The following is an 18,958-nucleotide window of genomic DNA, read 5'->3' on the forward strand; positions in this document are numbered from 1 at the left end:
AGGGACAATCGGAGCACTTCAACACACCCACCCCGCCCATGAGCTTTGTACAACAGCTGCGCCACGCCGAGCGCCTCAATGACTCGTTGCTGTGCGTCGGCCTGGACCCAGATCCGGCCAAATTCCCCACCCACTGGCAGGGCGACGCTTCGCGCATCTACGACTTCTGCGCCGCCATCGTGGACGCCACCAAAGACCTGGTGCTGGCCTTCAAGCCGCAGATTGCCTACTTCGCGGCGCACCGCGCCGAAGACCAGCTCGAGCAGCTGATGGCCCACATCAAGCGCGTCGCGCCGCAGGTGCCGGTGATTCTGGACGCCAAGCGCGGCGACATCGGCGCCACGGCCCAGCAGTACGCGCGCGAGGCCTTTGAGCGCTTCCAGGCCGATGCCGTGACGCTCTCGCCCTTCATGGGGCGCGACAGCATCGAGCCCTATCTGCAATACCCCAACAAGGGCGCCATCTTGCTGTGCCGCACCTCCAACTCCGGCGGTGACGACTGGCAGATGCAGCGCCTGGCCGATGTGCCGGGGCAGCCGCGCCTCTATGAACACCTGGCCCACCTGGCGCAAACCGAGTGGAACCACAACGGCCAGCTGGGCCTGGTGGTGGGGGCGACCTACCCGCAGGAAATTGCCCGCGTGCGCGAACTCGCGCCCACGCTGCCGCTGCTGATCCCGGGTGTGGGTGCCCAGGGCGGTGACGCCGCAGCCACCGTGGCCGCAGGCTGGCGCGGTGACGCCACACAGACCACAGGCCCCATCGTGGTCAACAGCTCGCGTGCCGTGCTCTACGCCAGCCGGGGCGAGGACTTTGCCGCGGCCGCGCGCCGCGTGGCCCTGGAAACGCGCGCCGTACTGCGTCCCACGGTGGCGCGCTAACGCAGCCGGGGGGGCTTGCGAACCCCCCGATTCGGGCAGTGTGGCCTAGGGTCTGGCCGACTGGGCAAGGCCAGACCCGGTCCAACACACTGGCGCGAACCGCGCCCTATTTGCTGCTTGCTGCTGCCGTGCCCCGCCGTGACCCACCGTTCCAAGGATGATTTCAGCCCGCTGATGGGCTCGCCCACACTGGAGCTGTCACGCGCCAAGAGTGCTGGCCCCTCCATCAAGGTGGCGGCGGCTTTGGTGGAGCAAGTGGCCATCTGTCTGGCAGCCTTGGGCGGCTTGCTGCTGGCCCTGCCCACAGCTCCCGTTTTGGGACACCCCAACAGCGGCGGCCCCCTGGTGCTGGCCCTGGCCCTTGTGACGCTGCTGCTGCGCGTGTGGGTGGTCAAACGCTGGCCGCGCTGGGCCGCGCGTGGCGTGCTGGTCTTGGGCATGGGCATGTGCCTGCTCATGCTGGCCACCCAGCAGCCCGGCATCCAGGCCTTGTGCCTGGGGTTTATGGGCCTGGTGGTGGTGCTGGCCACCTTGTTGCTGGGCCTGCCCTTTGGCGGTTTGCTCTCGCTGGCGAGTTGGCTGGTGCTGGCGGCCCTGCCCCACAGCCACAGTTTGAACACCGAACCGGCCTTGCTCTGGCCCACGGCTGTCTTGCTCGCGGGCTTGGCCGTGGGCCACGGGGCCTTGCTGCTGCAGCACCATGCGCTGCGCCAGCTCGACGAGCGCCATGCGCGCTTTCGCCACCTGCTGGGCATGGCGGTGGACTGGTATTGGGAGATGGACCGCCAGTTCCGCTTCACCCATCTGGCCATCACCCACAGCGGACGCAGCGGCAGTGCCCCCATGGCGCCGGTGACGCTGGCCGGCCTGCGCCCTTGGGAGGTGGCCGAGCTGGGCCTCAGCAGCGAAGAGCTGGACGCCGGGCGCGCCGACATGGAGGCGCACCGCCCCTTGCGCGGGCTGGTGATGCGCCGCCTGGATGTGACGGGGCAGCAGCACTACATCACCATCAGCGGCGAGCCACGCTTTGACCGACGCGGCAATTTCGAGGGCTACTGGGGCGTGGGCCGTGACATCACGCGCGAGGTGCAGGCCGAGCAGTCCGCCGCCGCCACCGAGACGCGCTACCGCGAACTCTTCCAGCGCTGCCCCTCGCCCCTGGTGCTGCACCGCTGGGGCCGTGTCATCGACGCCAACCCCGCAGCGCTGCACATGCTGGGCTACGAGCGGCGCGAAGAGCTGCTGGGCGTGGACATCACCGAGCACTTCAACGACCACGACGCCCCGCTGGTGCGCCGCCGCACTTCGGAGCTCGAAGGTGCGCCGGTGGGCACGCTGCTGCCCATGGCCGCCTACCAGCTGCACACGCTCCAGCGCCAGCGCCGCCAGGTGCAGCTCACCAGCGTGCGCGTGGAAGCGCTGGGCGGCGCGGCCACGCTGGCGTTTTTCATCGACGACACCAGCACCACCCAGGCCCAAGAGGCGCTGCGCCGCTCCGAGGCCCTGCTCTCGCACCTGTTTGCCACCAGTGCCGACGCCATCACGCTCAGCGAAGCCGACAGCGGCCGCTTTGTGATGGTCAACCGCAGCTTCGAGCAGCTCAGCGGCTTCAACGCCGACGAGCTGCTGGGCCGCAGCAGCGCCGAGCTGCGGCTGTGGCCGCATGGCGCGGAGCGGCAACACCTGCTGCAAGTGCTGGAGCGGCAGGGCCGCGTGCGCGACGTGCCCGTGCCCTTTGTCAACCGCCGTGGCGAGACCATTGCCGTGCAGGTGGCCGCCGCGCCCTTTGACATGGACGGCACGCACTACCTGGTGTGCAACGCCCGCGATGTCTCCGAGGCCGAGCACACGCGGCAAATCCACAGCGCGATTTTGGAGAACGCCTCCATCGGCATTGCGCACACCCAGGGCGCGCACTTTGTGCAGGCCAACCGCTTGGTGGAGCAAATGTTTGGCTGGGAGCGTGGGCAGCTGGTGGGCCAGCATTTCGACGTGCTGTGGCCTTCATCCAAAGACTACGAGTTGCTGGCCCAGCAGGTCGCCCCCGACCTTTCGGCAGGCATGCAAGTGGAGTTCGAGCGCCAGCTCTGCCGCAGGGACGGCAGCCGCTTTTTGTGCCGCATCCTGGCGCGCGCCGTGGACCCGCAGCGCGTGCACGCCAGCGGCACCATCTGGACCATGGAGGACGTCACCGAGCGGCGCCGCGTGGAGTCCGCCCTGGCGCAAGCCATGGACCAGGCCCAGGCCGCCAACCGCGCCAAGAGCGCCTTCCTGGCCAATATCAGCCACGAAATCCGCACCCCCTTGAACGGCCTGGTGGGCCTGACCCAACTGCTGCAGCGCCCCGACCTCAACGCCCACACGCGCCAGACCTATCTGGCGCAGCTGCTCGACAGCGCCGAGAGCCTGGCTGGGCTGATGTCCGACATCCTGGACCTCTCCAAGATCGAGGCCGGGCGGCTCACGCTGGAATCGGTGGCCTTTGGCCTGCGCGAAATGCTCACCACCATGCAAAGCGGCTACCAGGCCCTGGCCGACGCGCGCGGCCTGGAGTTCAGCCTGCACATTGCGCCGGAGGTGCCGCACCGCGTGCTGGGTGACCCCCTGCGCGTGCGCCAAATCCTCTCCAACTACCTCAGCAACGCCTTCAAATTCACCGAACGCGGGAAGATCCACATGCAGGTGCTCAGCCCCCAGCCCGGGCGGCTGCGCATCGACGTCAGCGACACCGGCCCGGGCATTGCCGCCGAGCTGCAGCGCCAGCTCTTTCAGCCCTTCACGCAGGTGGACAACTCCACCACGCGCCGCTATGGCGGCACGGGCCTGGGCCTGTCCATCTGTCGCGATCTGGCCGCGCTCATGGACGGTCAGGTGGGCGTGATCAGCGCCCCCGGCCAGGGCTCGAGCTTCTGGGTGGAGCTCTCGTTGCCTGCGGCCGCGGCGGAGGTTGAGACCGGCCCAGCCACTGCCCCGGACCTTGGCCTGCTCTATGGCCCGCTGCAAGGGCGCCGCGTGCTGATGGTGGAAGACAACCCGGTGAACATGATGATTGGCGTGGCCATGCTGCAGCAGTGGGGCATGGAGGTGGACCAGGCCCTGGATGGCCGCCAGGCCGTGGAGCGCGTGCACGCCGCCGCCGAGCGCGGCCTGCCCTACGAGGCGGTGCTGATGGACGTGCAAATGCCGGTGATGAGCGGTCACGAAGCAGCGCGCGAGCTGCGCCGCCACTACAGCAGCCGCCAGCTGCCCATCATCGCCCTGACCGCTGCGGCCCTGGTGCAAGAGCGCGACCAGGCGCTGTCGGCGGGCATGGACGAATTCCTCACCAAGCCCATCGACGCGCAGCGCCTGCGCCAGGTGCTGCAGCAAGCGCTGGATGTGAGCTGAGCGCCCCGCCCTCTGGCGCCGTGCGGCGCGCGACAATCCGCGCCATGACCGACACCCTTCACCTCGTGCGCCCGCGTGAGGGCGCACCGCAGCTGCTGTTTGTGCTGCTGCACGGCGCAGGCGCCGATGTGCAGCAAATGCTGCCCATGGCACAGCGGCTGCACCACCACTTCCCCCAGGCCCTGCTGCTGCTGCCGCAAGGGCCCGAGGCGTTTGACGCCATCCCCGGCGGCGGTGCGGGCCAGCAGTGGTACAGCCTGCACCCGGCCCTGCAGGGCGACAGCGCCGCGCAGCGAGCCGCCCAGGCACAAAGCCTGAGCCAGGCCCTGCCGCCCTTTGTCGAGCGGCTGCGGCACTGGCAGCAGCAATGGGGCATCGAGCCCGCGCACACCGCGCTGGTGGGTTTTTCGCAAGGCGCCACGCTGGCCCTGGAGGCCGTGCAGGCCGAGCCCGCACTGGCCGGGCGTGTGCTGGCCTTTGGCGGCAGCTACACCTGGTGGCCGCAGCACGCGCCAGAAGAGGTCTGCCTGCACCTGCTGCATGGGCTGGAAGACACCGAAGTGCCGCACGGCCCGCTGCTGCAAGCCGCCCGCGCGCTGCTGGCGCTGGGTGCGGACCTCACCGCCGATGTGCTGCCCGGCATTGGCCACGAGCTGCACCCCGAGCTGATGGCGCGCGCGCTGCACCAGCTCCAGCACTTCATCCCGGCGCGGCTGTGGCGCGCCGCACAGCAGGCCGACGCGCAAGCCCAGGCCCAAGCCGACGACGCTCAGGACGACTGAGCACGCCGCACCGCCCTCAGTCCAGCGTCACCTCGGTGCGCACCGTGCCGGCGCGGGCGGCATGGGCCACCAGGGTCAGCGCCGTGCCCTTGGGCGCGCGCAGCACCCATTCGGCCAGGGCGCGGTCGGCGGTGGGTTGGCGGTCGGGCAAAAAGGCCAGGGGCGACTGGCGCGGCGCGTGGCCTTCGAGCTGCGGGCCTTCCATGCGCGGCTTGCCCTGCAGCATCTGCACCTCCACCCCGGCGCTGGCGTACAGCTCAAACACCACACCGCGCACCACCTTGCGCTGCAGCGCGCGCTGGGTGACGTAGGCGCTCAAATAACCGCTATTGCCCACGGCCAGGCGCACGCGCCAGACATCGGGGCCCAGGGCGCGCACCTCGGTGCGCAGCAGCTCCAGGCGCGGCAGCGACAGCGTGATCTGGTTGAGCCAGGCCGGGAAGCGTGCCACCTCGGCCTCGCGCAGATAGGGCGGCGGGTTGCGCCAGAAGTTCATCTTGTCCCAGCCGCCAATCTCCACCTGGCCCAGCTGCGGGTGTTGGTAGGGCTTCCAGTCCACATAGGCTTTGCCGCCGCACTGCGTGTCGCTCCATTGCAGCAAGGTCAGGTCGTCGGCCACCGGGTGTTCGCGCAGCCAGTCGATCCAGCCGCTGTCGTCGGGCACGCCTGCGGCGCGCTTGGGCGACCACAGCTCCACCACCCAGAACAGCGCGCCCAGGTGCTCGTACAACCACTCCTGGGTGCCCGCCAGCGTTTCCTTGGGGTGGTAGCGGAAGTCGTGCCAGGAGCTGATCACCGGGTAGCCCGTGTGCTGCTGGCCCAGGCGCGAGAGGCGCTGGATGAGCCACAGGTCCTCGGGCGTCATGTCGGCGTCGGGCTGGTGCCCGCTGGGGCGCAGGATGACGCCGCTGTGCGTGTGAAAGCTCACCGCCGCGCCGATATTGGGGTGCTGGGTGATGAAGTCCACCATGGCGCGCACCTCGGGCTCGCTGGTGGGGTAAGGCCCGGCACCGACTTGCTCGCACTCCTGGCGCCAGCGCGCGGGGAAGTTGCGGTTGAGGTCCAGGCCCTCGGCGTCGGGGTTGACGCGCACCGTGAGCCCGTCGTGGTTGACGATGAACCCCTCGGGCAGCAGCCGGTAGTACTCGCCGCCGAACTCGCCGGGCTCGCGCGCCACCATCAGGCGCGGCTCAGTGGGGTGTTTTTTGTAGGCGCCATGCGGGTCGGGCAGGCGCATGGTGAGGATGCGCCCGTCGCCGTCCACGTCCTCCATGGTCAAGCCATCCACCGGCGCTTCGTCCAGCGGGTAGCGCCGGGTGGAGGAGCGGATGTGCCGCGGCCGGTCGGCCAGCGCCAGCTCCGCACCGTCGGGGTTGAGGCGCGGCACCATGTAGACGCAGCGCGTGTCCAAGAGCCGCGTCACCTGCGGGTCGCGCCCGTGCTTGAGCACCAGCTCGTTCAGGTAGTAGAGGCAGGCATTGCAGGCCAGCAGCTCGGCGGCGTGGATGTTGCCGTCCAGCCAGAAAGCAGGCTTGTCCGTGTCCAGCCCCGTGGCGGTGTTGGTCAGCACCACCAGCCAGATGTCCCGCCCCTCGTGGCTTTTGCCCATGGAGCGCACCGACACCAAATTCGGCCGCGCCTCGGCATAGGCAAACAGCAAGCGGGTGAGCGCCTCGTAGCGCGGGAATTCATCGAAGCGGGGCGCGGGCAAACCAAGCATGCTCTGACCTCAATTTGTGCGGTATGCGCGCCATTGTGCCGACGGCTTCGTCGCCAGAAATGACGTTTATTCGAAAAATTCAGCGCAGCAGCGCCAACCTCAGGTTTTCGCTACTGCGAATTTCCCCCAATGGTCGGTGTGCAGGTAGCTCACCAGCCCTTGAACAAGCCCTGAAACTGGCGCGACACCGGCAGGCGCTCAGCGTGGCCGCGCAGGGTCAGCAGCATGGTGTTTTCGTCCTGGCGCAGCGCGCTGGCAATGCAGCGGCTGTTGACCACCACCGAGCGGTGCACCTGCCAGAACTGCTGCGCGTCGAGCTGCACCAGCAGCTCTTTGAGCGGCGTGCGAATCCAGGCCTCGCCACCGCTGTGCACCACGCGGGTGTAGCGCTGGTCGCTCTGGAAGAAGATCACGTCCTCGGGCGCGATCAGGTGCACCTCTTTGCCCACGCTGGCCTGGATGAGGGGCGCCGCGCGGGGCGCCAGGCGCGGGGCGAGCTGCTGCAGCAGGGCTTGGAGCTGCGCCGTGTTGTCGCTGGCGGCGCTGCGCCGCTGCGTCTGGCGCTGCAGGCATTGCGCCAGGCGGGTGTCGTCCACGGGCTTCATGAGGTAGTCCACCGCGCCGGCCTCAAAGGCCGACAGCGCGTGGTCGCCGTAGGCGCTCACAAACACCACCAGGGGCGGGCGCTCCAAGGCAGCCATGCGCTGGGCCACTTCGAGCCCGTTCAAGCCGGGCATGCGGATGTCCAAAAAGCACAGCTCCGGCTCCAGGGCCAGGCAGTCGTCCCAGGCATCCACGCCGTGGATGCTGGCGGCCACGATGGGCAGCTGCGGGGCCACGCGCTGCAGCGCGGCGCGCAGTTGCTCGCGCGGGGCTTCTTCGTCGTCGGCGATGAGGGTGCGCCAGCGGGCGTCGGTGTTGGGTGAGGTCATGCTTGGGCTGGTGGGCTGAGTTCAAACCATTCGGGAGCCAGAGGCAGGGTCATCCAGGCCCAGGTGTGGCCGGACTCATCCTTCTGCAGGCCCAAAGCTGCGGCGCTGCCGTAGAGGGCTTGCAGGCGTTCACGCGTGTTGCGCAGGCCCTGGCTGTCGGGGCCGGGCATGGTGTCGGGCCGGAGGGGCTCGCCGCTGTTGTGCACGCTCACGCACAGCCGCGCGCCCTGGCCCGCCTGCGCGGGCAGCAGGCTCATGCGCAGCCACACCTCGCCGCCTTGCAAGGCGGGCTCCACGCCGTGGCCGATGGCGTTTTCCACCAAGGTGAGCCAGGCCCCCGGCGGCAAGCGCGTGCCCTCCAGCAGGGCCTGCGGCAGGGCAATTTCCTCATGCCAGCGCAGCCGCGCGCCCAGCCGCGCCTGCATGATGCGCAGGTAGTGCCGCACCAGCACCAGCTCCTGCGCCAGGGGCAGGGCCTCCTGGCTGAAGGCCGGCAGAGCGCCGCGCAGGTATTGGGTGAAGTCGCGCAGCAATGCGCTGGCACGCTCATCCCTCACATCCACCCAGTGCTGCAGCGAGGCCAGGGTGTTGAAGATGAAATGCGGCTGGATTTGCGCCGTGGCCAAACGTGCGGCCAAGCGCACGCGCTCGTCTTGCCCGTCCAGCTCCACCAGCCGTGCGGCAATTTGGTGGGAGCGGTACAGCGTCAAACCCCACCAGGCGGTTTGGACAATGACCTCCGTGAGCAACAAGGCCAGCAGCACCGACTCCTGGGATTTGAGCGCCTCTTTGCCCCACCACTGCGCCGTCACCACCAGCACCCCGATGATGAGCGCCCAGTGAGCCCACACCTGGGTGTTCAACAAGCGCCGGTGTGGGCGCGCCCACAGTTGGCGTGCGGCCATCAGGCCCAGCACCAGCACCAGCAGCACAGCGGGCCAGCTCCACGCCGGCACGCCGCCAGGCATATTGGCGTAGACAGACCACACGACCAAGGCGTTGAGCACCACCACCATGTCAATGCCACGGGGCCAGGGCGCCGTGCCTGCACGCGCCAGCTCCGCCGGGGTGAACACCCGCGTGGGGCCGGGGTAGACCCACTGGGACCAGGGCAGACCCGGCCCGCACCACAACCCGGACCGGAACCAGGACTTGAATTTGGCCATCAACACTCGCATGCCGCCAGTCTAGGCAGGGACAGGGCACAGCACACGCGACTTTGGGGCGGTTGGCGGGTTTGGGCGCACCAGTGGCCGCCATGGACGGGCCGTTGGCCGCAGGTGTGGCGCGAAGCCCTCATCAGGGACGAAATGGCCCCATCCCTCAGGCGCGGTGTATATCAGCCGCCCGCATCATGGGCTAATGGGCCGATATCATGCGCCACGCACCGGCGACGCAAAACTCTGGTGTCGCAAATATTCGATTGGAACAAATATGGTCAAAACAACCCCGGCCGTACCTGCCCACGAAGCTCAAAGCGTCACAAAAATCGAAGCGCTAGAGAGCATTCGCGGCCTTGCCGCCATGTTGATTGTTCTGTTTCACGTACCCCACTGGAATGCCAGCTTCAATATGGGGTTCATCAACAACAGCTACCTGATGGTGGACTTGTTCTTTGTGCTGTCCGGCTTTGTCATTTGCAAAACCTATGCTGACAGAATTCACAGTGGCAGGGACTTGGCCTGCTTTCAGTTCCTGCGGTTTGGCAGGCTGTACCCGGTGCACTTGGTGTTCTTGCTGGTATTTCTTGCCATCGAAACCGCAAAATACCTGAGCCAGAAAAAACTTGGCGTTCAAAGTGCCAACACGCAGCCCTTCTCCACCAACAACCTGCACACCTTTGTGCAGCATTTGTTCTTGGTGCAAGGCATGGGGCCCACGGGCAACCCCATGACTTTCAACATTCCGGCCTGGTCCATCAGCGTTGAGTTTTACACCTACTTGGTATTTGGCCTGTCGGTGATGTTTTTCGACAAATGGAAAAGCCATGTGCATGCGCTGATTGCCGTGGCCGTTCTGCTGCTGCTCCTGACGGACCAGACCTTTGGCTTTAGCGATTTTTTGCGCTGCCTGCTGGGGTTTTTTCTTGGCTGCCTGTCTGCAACGCTGCTGGCAAATCGGAAGTTGAACATTCCAAAAATCACGTCTTTGCTGGTGTTGGTGGCCTTCGCGGCCTACCTGCATTACAAAACACCGGACAAGGATGACATGTACACCTATGCCTTTGCCACTGCGCTGGTGATCAGCGTTGTGGCAGCGTCCGATGGGTATTTGAACAAAATCCTATCCTGGCGGTTTTTTGTCTGGCTGGGCTCCATCTCCTATGCCGTTTACATGTCCCACCTGGCTATTTTGTGGTTCTCGAATCAGATCATCCGCATGGTTTTGAAGCGCCCTGAAGCTCCCGCTGGCCGCCAAAAATTCATGACCCCCCAGCTGGAAGCCTGGGAGGCCTGGCTCGCGCTGGGTTTGGTGTTTGCCGTGATTCTTGTGGTTTCGGTGCTGGTCCACAAATACCTTGAAAACCCGTGGCGGCAAAAATCAAGGGCGTTTGCGTTCCGAACCTTCAGGGCGCTGCCTCAAAAATTCGCCTGAGGCACTGGGGGGCGGCGGCTGCCCCCCACAAACACCTTGAGCTCGCCGGGGGCGAAGGCCACCCAGGGTTGGTCGCGGGTGAGGGGCTGGGTGGCGATGACGGCCACGCTGGGCACGCGGCAGTGGGCTTTGGCCAGCGCCTGCATGAGCCAGTCACTGCCGCCACAGGGCGCTTTGCGAACAAAGGCAAACAAAGCCAATCACATCCATCAATCATGATGGTAGCGTGCGAATATTACGCTCAGCGTCAATATTCATGTTACCCAATCGATACCCGGGGCGCTTCTCGTGTTTCACCCGCCCCAGATGGATCCGCATTCTGGTTGAGTGTGGCTTGATTGCCGGCACCATCGCTCTTGCCATTCCAACTGGGCGATTTGCTGCCCGGGTATATGAGTCCTACCAAAGCCGCCCCATTCAAGGCAGCTATCAAGCCTATATGAATGGAAAGGGTGAGGCTTTATCCCTGTACGGAACGGGTACCTGCCCAGCTTGCAAACTGGCACGTGATCACCTGAAAAATGCCGGCATCCCATTCAATGACTTGTTGATTGACGCAGTGCCAGAGCTCCGCACTGAGTGGGCCAGCCTTCAACAAGATAGCGTTCCGGTGCTGCTGTCAAAAAATACCATGCTTGTCGGTTACAGGGAAGAGCAATACCGTCGGCTTTTAACCCCGCAAAAAATTTCCAATTGAAACTGGAGTGATCTTGAAACTCAACTTGCGCCAGCCGATGGCTATCAGCCTGTTTTTTGTCATCGCAGCAGGTGCAGCCTATGCAGAATTCGACGCAAAGTCCTGCTATGAGCGCTGCATCGCTGAGAGGGTGAGCTGCGGCGAGCTCACGGAAAGCGAGTGCAACGAAAAAGAAGCCGCACTCAGCAAACGGGAAATAGAAGCCCTCAGAAAAGAGGAGGTCAGGATTTGCAGAAAAATTTGCAAAATCAAGAGTTGACTACGCATTCTGACAAAACACAACCAACCCCGATATTGGCAGATATACAAACAAATCACTATTTATTTTTTCTCGGCCGGTGTGACTTATGCCGCCGAAACATTAGAGATGGATCGAATGGGCTGCCTTATCGCATGTCTTGAAGAAGGCATCTGGGGGAAGGCTTGCGGAAGAATCCGCAACGCTTGATTTGTCTATTTATTGATTTTCGGCCAGAAATTTATGGCCGTTTTTTTATTCGTATGAATCACCTTTCCCTGCAGCCACAGAAATTCCAGCAACTGGCATGGATAGTCTGGGCTGTGGGCTTTCCTGCGGCCGCTGCTTCGAGCGCGGAAACCACCCCCCCGCCACCGCTGCCCAGGGTGGAAGTCGAGGGGCAAACAGCCACCGACACCCAGCTGAGGCGGGACTTTGTGGCGGGCAAGATCGTGATTTCCCGGCGCAGTATTGCGGCCAGTGGTCTGGGTACGGTGCAGCAGCTGCTGGAACGTGAGCCCTCGGTGACGGTGGGCGCCCATGGGCGCTTGGGTTTACTGGGGTTGCCTGGCTACACCCAGGTGCTGGTGAACGGCAAGCCGCCAGACGTCGGGCGCAGCCCGCTGGACACAGAGCTGATGCGCGTGGAGCGGGTGGAGATCGTCAAAGGTTCGTTGGCGCAGTTTGGGCCTTTTGGGGTGGCGGGCACCATCAACATCGTCACGCGCGAGCCGGACCGTTCGGTATCAACGTCGCTGAGCCTGGGGGCCACGCTGGGGCCTGCGTTGGCTGAAGCACAGCTCAATGCCTCGCAGACACAGCGCACCGCCGGGTCTGCGTGGACGATGCAGCACATGGTGTCGGTGCGGCGTGCTCAAGAGGACGGCCGACAGTCGGTGCTGAGTGCCACGGGCCAGGGTGGCGCCCTGCAGCCTACTGACAACGCCGAATTGCAGCGCAGCGAGCGCCGCCTGTCGCTCACCCTCAGCAGCACGCTGGGCTACAGGCTGTCGCAGCGGACACGGCTGACGGCCTCGCCCTCGGTCATGGTGTGGCGCACGCCGCAGTCAATCCAGGACACCCATCAGCCCGCACCCGGTGCTCTGGCTGTGCCGGACAGCACGACGGCGCTGGACCAGCGGCTGAGCACCTGGTCCTTGCCTTTGGGCTGGCGTCACCGCACCGCACAGGGCCATCAGGTGGAGGTGGACCTGTCGTCCACGCGGATGTGGCTGCAACGTCAGAGCACGCGCCAGTGGGTGCCCCAGGGGGTACAGACCCAAGACACATCCAGCCGGCACGCGGTGGATGTGCTGAGCGCGGAGCTGACGCCGGCCGTGGGCGAGGACCACGAGCTCAAGCTCGGGCTGAAGCTGGGGCATAACAGCCGCCACAACCGCCAGGAGGCCCGTGTGAACGACCAGCCGGACCCGGCCTGGGCGCTGTTTGGCAGCCACACCACGCTGCGCGGGCATTTCGGCTCGGCCTTTGTGCAAGACGAATGGCGGATCACCGAACGCTGGGCCGCCACAGCCGGGATGAGCACCGCCTGGCGTCAGGCACGACACGACGAAGGTGCCTGGGCCAGCCGCTCGGCCTACCGCGTGAGATCTCCCTCGCTGCACGTGGCCTACAAGCTGGACGCTTTGGGCTCGCAGCGGGTGCGCCTGTCGCTGGCGCGCTCCTTCCGCGCGCCAGAGCTGGACCAATGGCGCCTGCGCCCCACGCTGCATGCCCTGGCGCCATGCAGCCCCAGTGGCTGCGGCACCAACAGCGCCGACCGTGCCGACACGGCTGGCAACCCCGCGCTGCGCGCGGAACAGGCCTTGGGCGTAACGGCCGGCTTCGAACACAGCTGGGGCAGAAACTCCCTGGTGAGCGTGGACCTGTTCAGCCGCCGGATGCGCGACGTCATCGGCGATGTGCTCAGCCTGGAGTCCGTACCTTGGGCCACCCAGCCGCGCTGGGTCATACGCCCGGACAACCTGGGCCAGGCCCTTACCCAGGGCCTGAACCTGGACGCGCGGCTGAGCCTGCGCGATGTGCATGCCCGCACTCCCAAGGCCGAACTGCGCGCCGGTGCCACGCTGGCCCGCTCGCGCCTGTCGACGGTGCCCGGGCCGGACAACCGCCTGCCCGAGCAGTCGCCCTGGTCGGCCAAGTTGGGCGGCAGCTACAAGTTGGACACACAGCCGCTGGAGCTGAGTCTGGACGCCCAATGGGCCCCGGGGATGTGGGTGCGCACGGCTGACACGCGACGCTTCTACCAGGGCCGGCGAAGCAATGTGCGGGCCCAGGCCGCCTGGACCCTGGGCCGCGACATGACCCTGAATGTGGCCGTAGACCGTCTCGGTGCCACGCCCGCTCAGCGCATTGACACCTACGGCCCCAGCGCCGCGCCCAGCACCTGGGTGCGCAGCCTCACCGACACCGCCCCGCGCTTGACGCTGAGTGTGGATATGAAGGTGTGAGGGGCACGCCTAGTCTGCCACCAACTCCCCCCCCACAAACACCTTGAGCTCGCCGGGGGCGAAGGCCACCCAGGGTTCGTCGCGGGTGAGGGGTTCGGTGGCGATGACGGCCACGCGGTCTTGGGTGGTGGTGTGCTGGGCGAAGTCCACGCTCACGTCGTCGTCCTGCAGCTGCGCGCGGCCAAAGGGGTGGCGGCGCAGCAGGTAGTGCAGGTGCGTGGAGCCATGGGCCCACAGCGCCTCGCCGTTGGACAGCAGCATGTTGAAGGTGCCGTGGCTGTGCAACTGGGGCAGCAGCTCGCTGAGGGTGTGGGTGAGTTCGGCCACGCTGGGCACGCGGCAGTGGGCTTTGGCCAGCTCCTGCATGAGCCAGCAAAAAGCCCGTTCGGAGTCGGTCTGGCCCACGGGCTGGAAAGCGGCGTGCAGCCGGGGGTGGAAGTTTTTGAGGTCGCCGTTGTGCGCCATCACCCAGTAGCGGCCCCAGAGCTCGCGCTGAAAGGGGTGGGTGTTTTCCAGCGAGATCACGCCTTGCGTGGCCTTGCGGATGTGGGCGATGACGTGGTCGCTCTTGATGGGGTAGCGCTTGACCAGCTCGGCCAAGGGGGAGTGGCGCGCGCTGTGGTGGTCCACAAAGTGGCGCAGCCCGCGCCCTTCAAAAAAGGCAATGCCAAAGCCGTCTTTGTGTTCGTCGGCCCGCGTGGCCAGCCCGGTAAAGCTGAACATCACGTCGGTCGGCACATTGGCATTCATGCCCATCAACTGGCACATCGGGGCTCACTCCTGGGGATCACTCAAAAAACAGCCGGCTCAGGCCTTTGAAGCTGATGAGATTACCCGGATTGGTGGTCTCGTTGAGCACACCGGCCATGCGCGCCAGCACTTTTGGGCTTTTTTTACCGCGCCAGATCACCAAATCAGCCAGCCAGGGGTGGGCGTTGACGCTGTTAGCGCGCTCGTACATGGCAAAGCGGGGCCGCAGGGCCTGCAGCGCCGCTTCGTAGCGCTGGCGCACGGCGGCATCGCCGCCCGCGGCTTGCAAGGCCTCGGCGGCCAGGATGCCGGTCTCCATGGCCTTGCCAATGCCCTCGCAGGTGAAGGAGTAGGTGGAGCCCGCCGCCTCGCCCGCCACCAGCAGGCCCGGGCGCGTGAAGCGCGCGCCTTTGAGTGAGCAGCGCAGCGGCGCGCCCTTGAGTTCGCCCTGCAGCTGGCCCTGGCGCAGCAGCTCGGCCGCCGGGGGGTAGTGCTGCACAAAGGCGTCAAACAGCGCGCGCAGGTTGATGTCTTTCTTGCTGCCCTTGCCCTGCAAATCGCTGTGGCTGTCGACCACGCCCGCGCCGATGTTGAACACCCCGCCGGGGCCGGGAAAGATCCAGCCATAACCAGGCCGCACTGCCTGGCTCCACACCACCTCCAGCGCGCGAATCTGGCCCACCAGAGCAGGCGCATGCACATAGCCGCGCAGCGCCACGGCGCTGGGGGTGTGGCGCTCGCACAGGCCCGCAGCCTGCAGCGCCTTGGGCACGGCGCCGGTGGCCAGAATGAGCCAGTCGCAGTGCAGCTCCAGCGCCGCCGCGCCCTGTTTCAGCACGGCCCCGCACACGCGGCCTTGGGCGTCTTCGAGCACGCGTTCCAGACGCGCCTGCACAAACGCGGCACCCGCAGCCTGGGCATGGCGGTTGAGCAGCTCATCGAGCCGGCGCCGCGGCAGCACGGCCATGCTGCCTGGCACGTCCACCCGGCCGCCGCGCGGCCCCACGCAGCCCACATGGGCCACGGGCTGGGCTTCGGCCATCACGGCCTGCAACAGGCCCAGCCGCGCCAGAGCGGCATGGGCGTCGGGGATCAAGCCATCGCCACAGACTTTGTCGCGCCCCACCGGGTGCTGGTCGGCCAGCACCACAGACCAGCCCGCCTCGGCCAAGACGCGCGCTGCCGCGCACCCCGCCGGCCCCGCCCCCACCACCAGCACACGCCCCGGTGCGCTGTTTTGCTGTGCTTCCACGCTCTTGCCCCGTAGTTTGAGGGGCGGATTCTACGAAGACACCTCACGCTCACCTCCGCTGAGCTCTCAGCAAACCTGCCCCCCCGTATTCCGGTGGTTTCACAGTCGCTTCTGGGCCACAGCCTGCCCCTGCCATCGCAATACCTGGAGCCTGCCCCCCCCCAGCACCCTCCCATTGCCGGCCCCCAGGAAATTGCACCCACCATAGGGAAGACCCAAGTTTCATGGGGCATGCGGCGTGGCTATCACTTTTGCCACATCGTGCAATACCGGGCTTGCCCAGCCAGAAATTCCCCCGGGTGTACAGCGCTGCAGCAGCAGTTCCAAGATGCGCCACCCTGGACTTGCCCGCCCGCCCACCCGGCTGGCCCCGCAGGCTCCATTGACTCTGGCCTCCCAGGCCTCAGAAGGACCCCCACAATGCTTAAAAAACACCCCATCAGCACCGCTGCGGCACTGCTTGCCCTGAGCTGCCTGAGCCTGCCCGCCCTCGCCCAACAGCAACTGGAGCGCGTCGAAGTGACGGGCTCGTCGATCAAGCGCATCGCCAGCGAAGGCGCCTTGCCCGTCATCACGTTGGACCGCAAGGCCATTGAGCAGTCGGGCGCCACCACGGTGACCGACCTCATCCAGCAACTGCCCTCCATGCAGGGCTTTACCACTGCCTCTGACTCCATCAACGGCGGCGGCGGCGGTGTCACCAATGCTTCGCTGCGCAACCTCGGTGCCAAGTACACCCTGGTACTGCTCAACGGCCGCCGCGTGGCACCGTACAACAGTGGCTCGACCGTGAACCTCGAGCAGCTGCCGCTGTCGGTGATTGAACGCGTGGAAATCCTGGCTGATGGCGCCTCGGCCTTGTACGGTGCTGACGCCGTGGCCGGCGTGGTGAACTTCATCACCAAGACCGTGGGCGCTCCGGGCGCCATAGAGCTGAAATTCGGCAACCCCGAGCACGGCGGCGGCAAAGAGGTGGAATTCAGCCTCTCCAAGGGCTTTGGCGACCTGGAACGCAATGGCTACGCCATGCTGGTTGGCGCCAGCGTGCTGCAGCGTGACCGCATCCTGGCTTCGCAGCGCGACTTCTCCAAAACCGGCGTGTTCCCCTTCTCACACAAGGGCAAGGACTATCTGTTCTTCCAGAGCTCGATCAACGGCAACCCGCCCAACGTCGAAGTGATGGACAAGGATTTCAACACCCTGGCCTTGTACAACCCTGTGCTCATGGCCCAAGGCAACTGCGGCAGCGACCCCAGCACCTTCAAGCGCGGCGACCTCTGCCGCTTTGACTATGCCTCCACCGTGGAGATGCAGCCCGCCAGCCAAAACCGCAATCTCTTCCTCTCCGGCGCCGCCAAGCTGGGGCAGAACTGGAAGCTCTCGGGCGAGTTCCTCTACAGCAACACCTCCATGCTGGGCCGCTTTGCACCGCCGGCACAGCCGCTGGATATGAAGATTGGCGGCACGCTCTACAACCGCTACGTGGCGCCCAATCTGGCCGCACTGGAAGTGAACCCCGCTGACGTGGCCAATGTGTCCTACTACATGCGCGTGCGTGACGGCGGACTGCGCAGCGACGACAACATGAGCCGTGGCGTGCATGCCGTGGCCAGCCTGGACGGCACCATCGGCGCTTTTGACACCAGCTTCTCCTACACCCACTCCAAGAACACCTTCGATACCCATTTCGCCGGTGGCTACCTCAGCCGCCTGGCCATGGACAAGCTCATTGACGAAGGCAAGTGGGACCCGTTTGCACAAGGCACAGAGGCCTCGCGCGCAGCGCTGGCCCCTGCCCTGCTGAGCGGTTCCGAAGGCGTGGGGCACTCTTCCCTGGACACCCTGTCTGCGCGTGCCTCTGGCAGCATCTTTAAGGCACCTGGTGGTGATGCCTACCTGGGCTTTGGCGCTGACGTCACGCGTCAGAAGTACGACAACATGCCGGCCCCCATCTTGCAAGGCCCCAACGCCCTGCAACCCAACTACGCCGACTTCCCCGTCGGCGGCTCGCCCGGCAGCCTGCCCTTCAACTCCAGCCGCGACGTCAAGGGCGCATTTGGCGAATTGCTGGTGCCTCTGGCCAAGTGGCTGGAAGTCACCGGTGCTGCTCGTTGGGACTCCTACAGCGCTGTGAAGAACGCGGCCAACTTCGACGCCGAAGGCAACCCCAAGCCTGCAGCCACACAGGGCAACGCCATGTCGGCGACCACCTACAAGCTTTCCGCGCGCTTCCAGCCGGTCAAGCAGTGGATGGCCCGCGCCTCCTACGGTACGGGCTTTCGCGCGCCGAGCATGGGCAACGTCACCGACCCCCTGCAAGATGGTGGCGTGACCAACTCCCGCGACTGCCCTGTGCCGGCGGGTGATCAACTGGCCGCTGGCTGCCGCTCAGACGCCTACGAGTACAAGGTTCTCTCGGGCGGCAATGCCACCACGGGCAGCAACGGCCTGCGCGCTGAGCGCTCCAAGCAATGGACCATCGGCACTCGCTTCGAGCCCACCGCCAACTTCACCATGGGCCTGGACCTGTGGGACGTTCGCATCAAAGACCAGCTGACCACCGTTCCGGAAGCCACGGCATTTGCGAACTTCGCGACCTACCGCCAGCTCTTCACGATTGCCAAGGAAAACGGCTCTGGCACCCCTGTGCTGACTTACATCAAGCAGCCTCTCAACGGTGCGGTGACCGAGTCCCGTGGTCTGGACTGGGACTTGACGCTGCGCAACAGCCTGGGAAGCTGGGGCACCCTGACCACCAGCTGGAACGGCACTTACCTGCTGGACAGCTACTTTGACCTGGGCTTTGGCAAAGGCAAGGAAACCAGCATCGGCAAGTTTGGCAGCGACTCCGCCGTGGCCTTCCGCGTCATCTCGCGCTTGAATCTGGCCCTCAAGACCGGCAAGTTCAACAACGCCCTGACTTGGCACTACCGCCCCGGTTACAAGGATCAGTCCTACAGCGCTGGTGACGCCACCGTCTACCTGCGCAACGCCGACGGCTCGCGCGGTGCGGCCACGGCCTTCGAGGGCTTGGACGTGCCGAGCTACAACCTGTTTGACTACCAGGGCAGCTACCAATTCAGCAGCGCCTTTGGCGTGACGCTGGGTGTGAAGAACTTGTTCGACAAAACCCCCCCGATGAGCCTCAAGACCGTGGGCGGCAATATGGTGGGCTTTGACCCCCGTTACGCCGACGGCGTGGGCCGCTCGGTGTACCTGCAAGCTCAGTACAAGTTCTGATCGCCAGAACCAC

The 18,958-nt window shown here is 65.8% G+C and carries 14 protein-coding genes; 8 read left to right on the top strand and 6 right to left on the bottom strand.

What is annotated here, in order from left to right; translation table 11 throughout:
- Positions 1-38 precede the first annotated feature (38 nt).
- The 3 genes from pyrF (at position 39) to ypfH (ending at position 5,050) form a co-directional block, all read left to right on the top strand.
- Positions 39-881 (top strand): orotidine-5'-phosphate decarboxylase, encoded by an 843-nt coding sequence (gene pyrF / locus ACG0Z6_RS04945; RefSeq protein WP_394459052.1) that lies wholly within the window; start codon positions 39-41, stop codon positions 879-881.
- A gap of 138 nt (positions 882-1,019) precedes the next feature.
- The gene (locus ACG0Z6_RS04950) at positions 1,020-4,268 is read left to right on the top strand and encodes a PAS domain-containing hybrid sensor histidine kinase/response regulator (protein ID WP_394459054.1); all 3,249 of its coding nucleotides are present in this window, start codon (positions 1,020-1,022) and stop codon (positions 4,266-4,268) included.
- Positions 4,269-4,312: 44 nt separating this feature from the next.
- The gene (ypfH, locus tag ACG0Z6_RS04955) at positions 4,313-5,050 is read left to right on the top strand and encodes an esterase (protein ID WP_394459056.1); all 738 of its coding nucleotides are present in this window, start codon (positions 4,313-4,315) and stop codon (positions 5,048-5,050) included.
- A 16-nt stretch (positions 5,051-5,066) separates the two neighbouring features.
- On the opposite strand, the gene ACG0Z6_RS04960 is transcribed toward ypfH, so the two are convergent.
- The 3 genes from ACG0Z6_RS04960 to ACG0Z6_RS04970 all read right to left on the bottom strand — a co-directional run bounded on the left by ACG0Z6_RS04960 (position 5,067) and on the right by ACG0Z6_RS04970 (position 8,880).
- On the bottom strand, positions 5,067-6,770 hold the full coding sequence (locus ACG0Z6_RS04960; RefSeq protein ID WP_394459058.1) for a M14 family metallopeptidase: 1,704 nt from the start codon (positions 6,768-6,770) through the stop codon (positions 5,067-5,069).
- Positions 6,771-6,919: 149 nt separating this feature from the next.
- Positions 6,920-7,702, bottom strand: coding sequence for a LytR/AlgR family response regulator transcription factor (locus ACG0Z6_RS04965; protein WP_394459060.1), 783 nt, complete (start codon positions 7,700-7,702; stop codon positions 6,920-6,922).
- On the bottom strand, positions 7,699-8,880 hold the full coding sequence (locus tag ACG0Z6_RS04970) for a sensor histidine kinase (protein WP_394459062.1): 1,182 nt from the start codon (positions 8,878-8,880) through the stop codon (positions 7,699-7,701). The genes ACG0Z6_RS04965 and ACG0Z6_RS04970 overlap by 4 nt, the downstream gene beginning before the upstream one ends.
- Before the next feature lie 256 nt (positions 8,881-9,136).
- Between ACG0Z6_RS04970 and ACG0Z6_RS04975 the strand changes: the two genes are divergently transcribed.
- The gene (locus ACG0Z6_RS04975) at positions 9,137-10,297 is read left to right on the top strand and encodes an acyltransferase family protein (protein ID WP_394459064.1); all 1,161 of its coding nucleotides are present in this window, start codon (positions 9,137-9,139) and stop codon (positions 10,295-10,297) included.
- Here ACG0Z6_RS04975 and ACG0Z6_RS16710 read toward each other — a convergent pair.
- Positions 10,282-10,497 (bottom strand): class II glutamine amidotransferase, encoded by a 216-nt coding sequence (locus ACG0Z6_RS16710; protein WP_474104010.1) that lies wholly within the window; start codon positions 10,495-10,497, stop codon positions 10,282-10,284. The two genes, ACG0Z6_RS04975 and ACG0Z6_RS16710, sit on opposite strands and share 16 nt — an antisense overlap.
- Positions 10,498-10,631: 134 nt before the next feature.
- On the opposite strand from ACG0Z6_RS16710, the gene ACG0Z6_RS04985 reads away from it, so the two are divergent.
- From ACG0Z6_RS04985 to ACG0Z6_RS04995, 3 genes are all read left to right on the top strand, one after another.
- Positions 10,632-10,994 (top strand): glutaredoxin family protein, encoded by a 363-nt coding sequence (locus ACG0Z6_RS04985; RefSeq protein WP_394459066.1) that lies wholly within the window; start codon positions 10,632-10,634, stop codon positions 10,992-10,994.
- Positions 10,995-11,007: 13 nt separating this feature from the next.
- On the top strand, positions 11,008-11,253 hold the full coding sequence (locus ACG0Z6_RS04990) for a hypothetical protein (RefSeq protein WP_394459068.1): 246 nt from the start codon (positions 11,008-11,010) through the stop codon (positions 11,251-11,253).
- Positions 11,254-11,495: 242 nt separating this feature from the next.
- Entirely contained in the window at positions 11,496-13,703 is a 2,208-nt protein-coding gene (locus tag ACG0Z6_RS04995) for a TonB-dependent receptor plug domain-containing protein (protein WP_394459070.1), read from the top strand.
- 9 nt (positions 13,704-13,712) lie between these two features.
- Here ACG0Z6_RS04995 and ACG0Z6_RS05000 read toward each other — a convergent pair whose 3' ends face one another.
- Positions 13,713-14,471 (bottom strand): class II glutamine amidotransferase, encoded by a 759-nt coding sequence (locus ACG0Z6_RS05000; protein WP_394459072.1) that lies wholly within the window; start codon positions 14,469-14,471, stop codon positions 13,713-13,715.
- Positions 14,472-14,490: 19 nt separating this feature from the next.
- Positions 14,491-15,705 (bottom strand): NAD(P)/FAD-dependent oxidoreductase, encoded by a 1,215-nt coding sequence (locus ACG0Z6_RS05005; RefSeq protein ID WP_394459075.1) that lies wholly within the window; start codon positions 15,703-15,705, stop codon positions 14,491-14,493.
- 420 nt (positions 15,706-16,125) lie between these two features.
- On the opposite strand from ACG0Z6_RS05005, the gene ACG0Z6_RS05010 reads away from it, so the two are divergent.
- Positions 16,126-18,945, top strand: coding sequence for a TonB-dependent receptor domain-containing protein (locus ACG0Z6_RS05010; protein WP_394459077.1), 2,820 nt, complete (start codon positions 16,126-16,128; stop codon positions 18,943-18,945).
- Positions 18,946-18,958: the final 13 nt, after the last annotated feature.

This window comes from Roseateles rivi, from assembly GCF_043555845.1.
GTDB classification, from domain to species: Bacteria; Pseudomonadota; Gammaproteobacteria; order Burkholderiales; family Burkholderiaceae_C; genus Roseateles; species Roseateles rivi.